Genomic DNA, 8859 nt, shown 5'->3' on the forward strand with positions numbered 1-8859 from the left:
ACAGCAATGGAAGTGTAGCCGTAATGCGTTGATCCAAATGACTTAAATAGAAGAGCGTGTCACTCGATGGGCGGCACATGGTCGATCTGCTGCGGCTCGGGCGTGATGTCGTTGATCGGTCGTTTAACCCAATTGCCCTCTGCATCGCGCCCGACCATGACAAGCTCAATCTTCGTGATCTTTGCTGCGTCTTCCGGGATCGCCGCAACGGCCGCAACGCGAGTTCGGGCGGCAGGGGTCAGCCCAAGTTCGGCCATGTACCTGCCCATCAGTTCCAGCTGCTTGTTCGCAACCGAAAGCCAGGGCGACTGCTGGATGTAGCCAGAGGGCGTCTTCAGCAAGGTCGGCGTGGCCGCAAGCTTCTCCTCTGCCTCGACCCAGCGGGCGTAGCATTGGCAGTAGGCCGCAAACGCCGCCCGATCCGCGATGGTCACAACTCCAGAGGTATAGAGGCCTTCGGCAAGCCTATGCCATTCCTCCTGGGCTTTAGCACAAAGATGCGGCGGACAGTCTGGCGGACCGCCCATGATCTGGGGCTCGGCATGATTGTAGCCCCGTTTGCCGGGGTTCCCCGCTAGCCGGCGCAGCGCCGTCGGTTGCGGCTTTGGCCCCTTTGCCATCAGTTTTCCCCATCAAGGGCCGCGAACAGCCGGCGCAGCAGATAACTGCGCAGAAGCGACATTGCCGTGAACGCCGCGCCAAGTTGCATCTCCTCTGCAAGCGTCGTCTCCAGCCCGAAAGCCGGAAACACTGCCCGCTGGGTCAGCACAGCAAGCCCATAGCCAAGGATGACATTCGACAGGGCTTCGAGGAAGGAGAGGCGACGGGACTGCTTCACCTTGCTTCCTCGCTTTCGCCGTCCAGCACAGGCTCCGTGGTGAGCATGAGGCCACCATCATGCGTCTCCTCGATGATCAGGCTCGGGGCGGCCTTTCCCCGCGCTGCAATCTGATCCAGATAAGCATGCAGCATCTGGACGCCATCTCCCGACCGGGCCGGCTGCACCTGCGCATCGATGTCCTCCAGCGGCGCCACCTCGCGCCAGCCCGCCTGCGTCTTCAGAAAGAAAATCATCGACGCCGTATCACCGCTGCGGGCCTTGGCGATCAGCCCTTGGGCAATTGCCCCGATGACCTTGGCCTTCCCCCGTTTATATCGTTCCGCAATCTCGGGATCGCGCTCCATCATGGCAAAGAAGGTGGTGCGGCCGATGCCAAAGTAGTCAGCCACCTGCTGCGCGGTCAGAACCGCCGCGAGGGTCTCGACCTCCGCCTTCTGTGCGTCGCTGAGGCATCGTTCGGGGCGTCCCATCAGGTGGCCCCCTGCGTTGCGCTGCGGATTGCCTCACGGTCTGCCTTGACCGCCGTAAAGCTACCGCCGTGCCCTGCAAGGCAAGCCTCGCCCCCCGTGAAGGATTGCCAGCGGGCGACGATGACATCAACGTAGGCCGGGTCCAACTCCATCGCCAGGCAGGACCGGCCCGTCGTCTCGGCAGCGATGATTGTCGTGCCAGAGCCTGCAAAGGGTTCGTAGACCACTTGCCCGGGGCTGGAGTTGTTCAGGATCGGTCGGCGCATGCATTCGACCGGCTTTTGTGTGCCGTGAACCGTTGCGGCATCCTGATCGCGACTGGCGATGGACCAAAGCGTTGTCTGCTTGCGATCGCCACTCCAATGCCCGCGGCCCTTTTGTCGGACCGCATACCAGCAGGGCTCATGCTGCCAGTGATAGTCCCCCCGGCTGAGGACCAGCCGCTCCTTGGCCCAGATGATCTGCGAGCGGATGTCAAAGCCGCTGGCGATCAGGCTCTCCGCCACCGTGGTTGCATGAAGCGCCCCATGCCAGACATAGGCAACCTCCCCCGAAAAGAGCGCCCAGGCCTCCCGCCAGTCTGCGCGATGGTCGTTGGCAACCTTGCCGACACGCCGGGTCTCGGCAATGCCAGCCCGATTGCGCCAGTCGGGATCATATGAAACTCCATAGGGCGGATCCGTGACCATCAGATGGGGGCGCACCTTCTCGAGCAGGGCGCTGACATCTGCCGGGTTCGTGGCGTCACCGCACATCACCCGATGGCTGCCCAACTGCCAGATGTCGCCCGGAGCAGAGACCGCGATCACGGGGACAGGACCGACCTCGTCCTCGCGCGGGTCAGCCTCACCCGCTCCAAGCAAATTGTCCAACTCCCGAGGATCAAAGCCAAGATCGCCCAGATCAACGCCGAGCTCCGCCAGATCGCCGAGCTCAAGCGCCAGCAGGTCGCGATCCCATCCCGCCTGCTGGGCAAGCTGGTTGTCGGCCAGCACATAGGCCCGCTTCTGCGCCTCGCTCAGATGCGCCAATTCAATCACCGGCACCTCTGCCAGCCCCAACTTGCGCGCCGCCATCACCCGACCATGGCCCGCGATGATACCGTTCGCGCCATCAACCAGCACCGGATTGGTAAAGCCGTATTCCCGGATCGACCCCGCAATCAGCGCGACTTGCGCCTCCGAGTGCGTCCGGGCATTGCGCGCATAAGGGATCAAACCATCGATCGGTCGATAGTCGATTGCGAGTGCTTGCACCGCTGACATTCGTCCTCCTTGCCCCCCTCGGCATTCCTGCGGGGTGGTGGCAGTATATTCCTGGGATCAAGCTATTGATAGAATGACATTTTCTGACAATCTCCGATATTCGGCGACAGCTACCGAGAAGGCATTTCGCGTCAGTCGCCGTATGGGATCCAGTCAGCAATCGGACCGATTGCGGCTTCCAACCTGGCTCGAACACCCGCGCACGTCCCGTCGATCCACCATGCGCGCTGCCACGAATGCCCGCGACCACCACGTCGGTAGCGAGCCGATTTAACCGCCATTTCCCTATAAGTATCTCCTATAGGGTTTTGGCGGTTAAATCCCGCCCGCCTGAACGCATGATCTGCCCCTGCGACCGTCTCGAAAAGACCGGAATGCAGTACCGCCGCATCTGCAGGACTGTCGACCGCCACACCTGCCAATAGCATCCGCTGAACCACGTCCGCCACGCAGCTGTCCCAACCAACGACACGGTTATAAACGACCGGCAGCGCAACGTCCGCCAGCACCTGGACCTCGAGCGGATCGGACATCGTCCGGTTCACGCCTCGACCGCGACCAATTGCCTGGATGACTTCATCGTCGCAGACTGCCGCGCGAAGCAACTCGGCACGGGGGTCCTCGTGCTCCAGGGCGGCGATGGTGCGCCGTGATCCATCCCGCATGAGAAGGCCCCGGCGGACCCGGTGGTAGGCGCCCGTGGGCACATGCCCAAGGTAGGCGCTGGTGAGGTGCCCAAGATCATCGTTTCCCGGCAGCGGCCGGCCGATGACGATCAGGAGGGCGACGTCCTTGTAGACATCCAGACCGGCAATCGCCTTGAAGTGGCCAGTCTCGACACCGGGAATTCCGGCGAATGCTGCCTCGATCTGCTTGTAGGTCACCACCAGCACACGCCCCGGCGCAACGCGGGCCGCCTGCCACCGAACGTGGTCGACGCATTCCTGCAGGCGGTTCCGTCGGCGCAGATTCTCCTCGAAACTGGCCTTCGGGTCCTCGACCAGGGTCGCCTTGCCGAAGCTGCCGCAGACGGCAGTCACGGTCATGTGCGGCGCGGTTGCAACGACGCTTGTCATCTCCAGAACCGGAAGCACAGTCTCGGCGAGCTCCGGTCGCAGCGTTGCATCGAGGTGCAGGATCGGTAGCCCGGAGAGGCTTGGGTCGATCTGGTGAACTCCCGTCACCCTGACGGTCACGCCACCGGTCACGGGATCGGGTGGCAGCACCTGAATCCGGCCATCCTGATCTTCCACCGTGCGGAGGAGGCTCTCCAGCGCACGGAACAACACCTCGCGCCGGAGGGATCGATTGGCTTCCCGGGAGAGGTCGGTGGCCCGCCTGCGTGCCGCCTGCGGCAAGCCGGGGCGCAATCCGGGATCGACGCGAAGGCGGACTTCCAAATCGGCAGCCCGCGCGCAGCACTCCGGTGTCAACCCGATCGCGTCCAGGTGCCGGCGTGCAACCGGACCGGGTCCACCCGCCGTTATTGCCCGGGCGACCTTGTTCCTGACAGCGAAGAGCTCCTCCCAGGCACGCTCCTCCTCCTGTTGGTCGGCAAAGCGCGGCTCTCCGGTTGCGTCCGGCTGAGTAATCTCGCCCAAATCGATGCGAACCTCTTTGGCGGCCCGCTCCCAGCAGCCCTCGTCGATCACCATGAGCGCGACACTGTCCGCATTGATCGACAGCCCGGTGAAGAGGCTGTCGTAGGCGGCAAGGACAATGTCCGCCGTTTCGATCTCCCGAAGGTTCGACTGCTTCACGCAGAGTTCGAAGTTGTGACACCGCCCCTTGCCGCGCCGCATGCAGGCGTTCTGGAATACCGGCAACCCGCAGGTGACGGCCATGCGGACCATTTCGAGGTCCCGACACATCGGCCGGTCCAGGCCCGGCATCTTCGCCTCATATCCGCGATGGACAGCGACCTTCACGCCCTGGACAGCCCAGCCCACGGCTGCCTCATCGGCCAAGGCCAGAGATTGCACGAAGACCACGATGCGATGCGGCAGGCCGGCATCCCGGAGACGCGCCTGCAATGCAAGGAGGTGATTGCGCGAAACGGCCGATTTGCCGAGACCGACGGTCGCACGGATGCCGATCCGGGGAGCGCGTTCGGCTCGGTCCGAGGCGAGCCAGGCTTCCGCCCCAGCGCAGAACGAGGCAATCGTGTCGGACAGCACCGCGCGCGCCTCTTCCAACGGGAGCCCCGGCTCGACCTCAACCGGGATCGCTTCGGGTGCCCCGCGGGACGGCAGACGACCGACTCCGTGGAGGGACAGCTTGTCCCGGACCTTCCTCAGCGCATCGTGGAAACTGTATCGGGTGGTTCCGTCCTTCTTCGGTCGGAAAAGATCCGTGGAACCGGAGAACCGCAGCCAGACCCGGCCGGCAAGCGCTACGGCGTCCAAAGGCTGCCCAGCATCAATCGCGTCATGGACGACGTGGAAGGCCGTAGCAGAGAGCCAGCCGTCCCGACCGTCGAGGACCAGACCGTTCTTATTTCGGGTGGGCCCAGTGGACTCGCCGGATGGACCTCCGGTTCTACTCTTCCGCTGCTGGGCGCCAATCGGTGGAAGGAGGGCTGCGAGTTCGTTGAGCAGATCCGCGCATGTCGCTTCGTCCACCAGCGGCAGGTCGGACACTGGAACATCCAACGGTGTCTCGCCGGTCCAGTAATAGGGTTTCCGGGCGTCGGGATGGATGCCGAACGCGACAAACTGCTGGCCCTTGCCGAGGATCTCCAGCTTCCGGATGGATTTCTTGGCGAAGGGTCTGTCGGTCCTGACCAGGTAAAGTCGCTTCGGCCAGAGCCCCACCCGCATCAAGGTGGCGCCGGTATTCGCCTCGACGATCTGCCCCATCTGGTGGGCAATGTCCGGGTCCAGGACGTCGATATCGATGCCCACCACGTCGCCAGTCCGAATGCCCACGCCCGCACTGGGGAACTCAGCGTTCCATCTGCGAACCTGCGCTTCGTCAATGATCGCCGTTGACCAGCCTGATGGCCGCGGTGACTTCCGTCCAGGATGGAGCGGCACCGGCTCGTAGCCGTTATCGAGAAGCTTGAGGGACACCTCCGAATAGGTCGGATAGCCAATGCCGTTCGGGCCGCCGCTGGCAGCCTGGGTGTCGTCTTCGTGCTGTTGCGCGGGCCCATGTTCCTGGCCCCGCGCCATGGTCAGCCGCCCTTGCGCCGGTGCCGATCCTCGTAGGCGAGGATGTCATCCAGGAGGTAGAGGACCTTGCCGCCGATGTGGTGCCAGGCGGGTCCATAGGGTTCCGCCCGCCAGCGCTCCAGCGTGCGCGTCGTCATGCGCCAGCGGTCGGCCAGTTCCAGGGTGGTCAGCCAGGTTGGGCGGGTGGCCATCTCAGACCACCCCGGGCGCAGCGGCCACGTAAATGGCAAAGAGCGCACCCCCGTCGGACAGCACGCCGACGTCCTCGATGCGATAGCGCCGCCCGGCGAGGATAACCTGCGCCAGGTCCCAGGGCCGGTAGTAGCCCGGCAACTTCTCATACTCGTCCTGATCTCCGTCCATCCGGCTTCTCCTCGAAGGGCCTTCAGAAGATCAAAGGCCAACCGGCGAGCCGGAATGGGACAGGACGGGCGGAACTTTCTGCTGCAACCGGAGTTTCGCGAGGGCGCGCTGGTATCGCTTGCGAGCAGCGGCCGGCTCAAGGCCAAGCGCACGCCCGGCCTCCTCCTGGGTTTCGCCAAAGACGAACACCCGCCGCAACAGCGTCGCGTCCCGCTGTGCCAGGCAGGCAAGGTGATCGGTAAGGTCCTGAGGCTGGACCTCCACGGACTCGACCGTCTCTACGACACGCGCCTCAATAACAGGATCGGCAATAGACTTCAGGGTTTCGCCGACCACTCGCGTCGCAACCATGTCCCGCCGGATATCGCGCTCCACGTTGAGCAGCAGCGTCGCCGTGACCGCCGTGACTCGGTCGAGATCCAGGGTGAGTATGGCCTCGCCGATACGGGCGACAATCTCCGCCGGCAGATCATCGCGTCGATCCGGGAACCCTCGTGACAGGCGCCAGAACACGGCATCGAGGCCGGGCCAGAGCGCCACGATCACCATCAGATGCGCGGCCGATCGGTACCGCTGATCTGACTGCGCTGCCATCACAAGTGCGCGTATGACAGCGAAGCGTGCTGCCGGATCGCCGTCACGCGCGTGCTGATGCTCCAGAAGAGCAGGAATGGATCCGAAGGCGGCGAGTTCCGGATCGGCCTGCCGCATCGCTTGGAAATCGACCTGCGACGATCTGAGGTTCAGTTTGCGGATGAGGGATGTGTGGAGTGCGGACCAGGAGGCGCGCATGACGTCCAGCCTTTCGGCCGGGCGTCTGGCGCCTCACGGGGGCTCGCAGAGGGTTTCGGGAATGGGAGAGAGAAACGGGCGCCGCGGGGGCGCCCGGTGTCAGATCAGGTCCGGTTCTTGGCTTCGCAGGCCGGGCAGATCGCCTCAGCGGGCAAGGTCACGACGTAGTTAGTAAGCTTGCGCCGAGGGCCGTCTGGTTGGTTTTGTGTTTTGCGTGTTAGCGGACGTCCTCATGGACGCACACGAAGACACCCCCCGCATTCAGGTTTTATCGGTTTCGGACACAGGCCGTCGTCGCCGCTGGGCGGAGGCCGAGAAGGTTCGCATCATAGAAGAAAGCTATCAGGCTGGCGCATCCTTGGCCGACGTTGCGCGGCGCCATGATGTTTCTCGGTCTCAACTTTATGATTGGCGTTATCGGCACAAGCACGGCTTGCTGGGTTGTGGCCCGCAATTTTTGCGGGTTGTTCCGGTGGAAGATGGCTTTGGTCCCCCGGATGGTGCCCCCGTGCAGCAATCGTCGGTCATGACCGTCGATCTTGGTCCGGGATTTCGCGTGGCGATCCCGTCTGACTTTGACATGGAGGCAGCTGCGCGGCTACTCAATAACTTGAAGGTGCGGTCATGATCGCGTTTCCGGCGGGCACGAAGGTCTGGATCGCCGGCGGCGTGACAGACATGCGGTGCGGGATGAATTCGCTGGCGCTGAAAGTGCAGCAGGGTCTCGGTCGCGATCCCCATAGTGGCGAGATCTTCTGCTTTCGCGGGCGCAAGGCCGACATGGTGAAACTTTTGTGGTTCGATGGCATCGGCACATCCCTATACGCAAAACGCCTTGAGGCCGGCAAATTTGTCTGGCCCTCGAGCGCCACGGGCGAGGCTGTTGCGATATCCGCAGCCCAGGTAGGCTATCTTCTGGACGGAATCGACTGGCGCAATCCGCGCTGGACCCAGAGGCCGAAAAAGATCGGTTGATCCATCGGAAACGCCTGTATTTGTTGGATTATGCGGCTTCCCATGATAGAAGCTGGCATGTCCAATTTCACCTCTGAACTCGAAAAACTGCGTGCTGAGCTGGCGGCCACCAAGGCCGAACTGGCGCAGGTTCGCGCGGTGGTCTCGACCTCCGAGGCGATGATTACAGGCCTCAAGCTCGAGATCGCGCTGCTCAAGCGCGAGCAATATGGCCACAGATCGGAACGGACGTCGCGGCTGATCGACCAGTTGGAATTGCAACTGGAGGAACTGGTGACCGATGCAGCCGAGGATGCGGCGCGGGTCGAAAAGACCACGAAAGTCGCGGCGTTCGAGCGCAAAAAACCGGTGCGCAAGCCATTCCCTGAGCATTTGCCGCGCGAGCGGGTGGTGATCGAAGCGCCAACAACCTGCACCTGCTGCGGGTCGGATCGCATCGTGAAGATGGGCGAAGATATCACCGAGACGCTGGAGGTGGTGCCGCGGCAGTGGAAGGTGATCCAGACCGTGCGCGAGAAGTTCACCTGCCGGGCTTGTGAAAAGATCAGCCAGCCACCTGCGCCTTTCCACCCGATCCCGCGCGGCTGGGCAGGGCCGAGCCTTCTGGCGATGATCATCTACGAAAAATACGGCCAGCATCAGCCTTTGAACCGTCAGGCCGAGCGCTATGCACGGGAAGGTGTGGAGCTGTGCCTCTCGACGCTCGCCGATCAGGTTGGGGCGGTGACCGAGCTGCTCAAGCCACTCCATGATCTGATCGAGGCGCATGTCCGGGAGGCAACACGGCTGCATGGTGACGACACCACCGTGCCTTTGCTCGCTCGCGGCGGCACGAAGACCGCACGGCTTTGGACCTATCTGCGCGACGACCGCCCGTTTGGCGGGACTGCGCCGCCCGCGGTGATCTTCCGCTTCTCGCGTGACCGGAGCGGCGAACATCCGAGCGAACACCTGAAGGGCTGGCAGGGCCTCCTGCAGGC

At 63.4% G+C, this 8859-nt stretch carries 11 protein-coding genes; 3 read left to right on the top strand and 8 right to left on the bottom strand.

What is annotated here, in order from left to right:
* Positions 1–59: 59 nt before the first annotated feature.
* The 8 genes from FOA17_RS16780 to FOA17_RS16810 all read right to left on the bottom strand — a co-directional run bounded on the left by FOA17_RS16780 (position 60) and on the right by FOA17_RS16810 (position 6904).
* Positions 60–620, bottom strand: a complete 561-nt coding sequence (locus tag FOA17_RS16780) for a phage terminase small subunit P27 family (RefSeq protein WP_203232348.1) — start codon at positions 618–620, stop codon at positions 60–62.
* A complete protein-coding gene (locus tag FOA17_RS16785) occupies positions 620–838 on the bottom strand; it encodes a DUF7220 family protein (protein WP_149142658.1) in 219 nt (72 codons plus the stop codon). The genes FOA17_RS16780 and FOA17_RS16785 overlap by 1 nt, the downstream gene beginning before the upstream one ends.
* Positions 835–1311, bottom strand: coding sequence for a hypothetical protein (locus FOA17_RS16790; protein WP_149142659.1), 477 nt, complete (start codon positions 1309–1311; stop codon positions 835–837). The genes FOA17_RS16785 and FOA17_RS16790 overlap by 4 nt, the downstream gene beginning before the upstream one ends.
* Positions 1311–2576, bottom strand: a complete 1266-nt coding sequence (locus tag FOA17_RS16795; protein WP_149142660.1) for a site-specific DNA-methyltransferase — start codon at positions 2574–2576, stop codon at positions 1311–1313. The genes FOA17_RS16790 and FOA17_RS16795 overlap by 1 nt, the downstream gene beginning before the upstream one ends.
* 131 nt (positions 2577–2707) lie before the next feature.
* Positions 2708–5749 (bottom strand): bifunctional DNA primase/polymerase, encoded by a 3042-nt coding sequence (locus FOA17_RS16800; protein WP_149142661.1) that lies wholly within the window; start codon positions 5747–5749, stop codon positions 2708–2710.
* A gap of 2 nt (positions 5750–5751) precedes the next feature.
* Positions 5752–5940: a helix-turn-helix transcriptional regulator gene (locus tag FOA17_RS16805; RefSeq protein ID WP_149142662.1), complete on the bottom strand. Its 189-nt coding sequence runs from the start codon at positions 5938–5940 to the stop codon at positions 5752–5754.
* 1 nt (position 5941) lies between these two features.
* The gene (locus tag FOA17_RS19795) at positions 5942–6112 is read right to left on the bottom strand and encodes a hypothetical protein (RefSeq protein WP_162528290.1); all 171 of its coding nucleotides are present in this window, start codon (positions 6110–6112) and stop codon (positions 5942–5944) included.
* Between the two features lie 30 nt (positions 6113–6142).
* A complete protein-coding gene (locus FOA17_RS16810) occupies positions 6143–6904 on the bottom strand; it encodes a sigma factor-like helix-turn-helix DNA-binding protein (protein ID WP_149142663.1) in 762 nt (253 codons plus the stop codon).
* 232 nt (positions 6905–7136) lie between these two features.
* Between FOA17_RS16810 and tnpA the strand changes: the two genes are divergently transcribed.
* The 3 genes from tnpA to tnpC all read left to right on the top strand — a co-directional run.
* Entirely contained in the window at positions 7137–7532 is a 396-nt protein-coding gene (tnpA, locus tag FOA17_RS16815) for an IS66-like element accessory protein TnpA (RefSeq protein ID WP_149142664.1), read from the top strand.
* Positions 7529–7879: an IS66 family insertion sequence element accessory protein TnpB gene (tnpB, locus tag FOA17_RS16820; protein WP_149142665.1), complete on the top strand. Its 351-nt coding sequence runs from the start codon at positions 7529–7531 to the stop codon at positions 7877–7879. Before tnpA ends, tnpB begins: the two co-directional genes overlap by 4 nt.
* 57 nt (positions 7880–7936) lie before the next feature.
* A partial coding sequence (gene tnpC, locus FOA17_RS16825) for an IS66 family transposase (protein WP_149142666.1) occupies positions 7937–8859 on the top strand: 923 nt, incomplete at its 3' end.

The sequence above is a fragment of the Gemmobacter caeruleus genome (genome assembly GCF_008271655.1).
Lineage (GTDB): Bacteria > Pseudomonadota > Alphaproteobacteria > Rhodobacterales > Rhodobacteraceae > Gemmobacter > Gemmobacter caeruleus.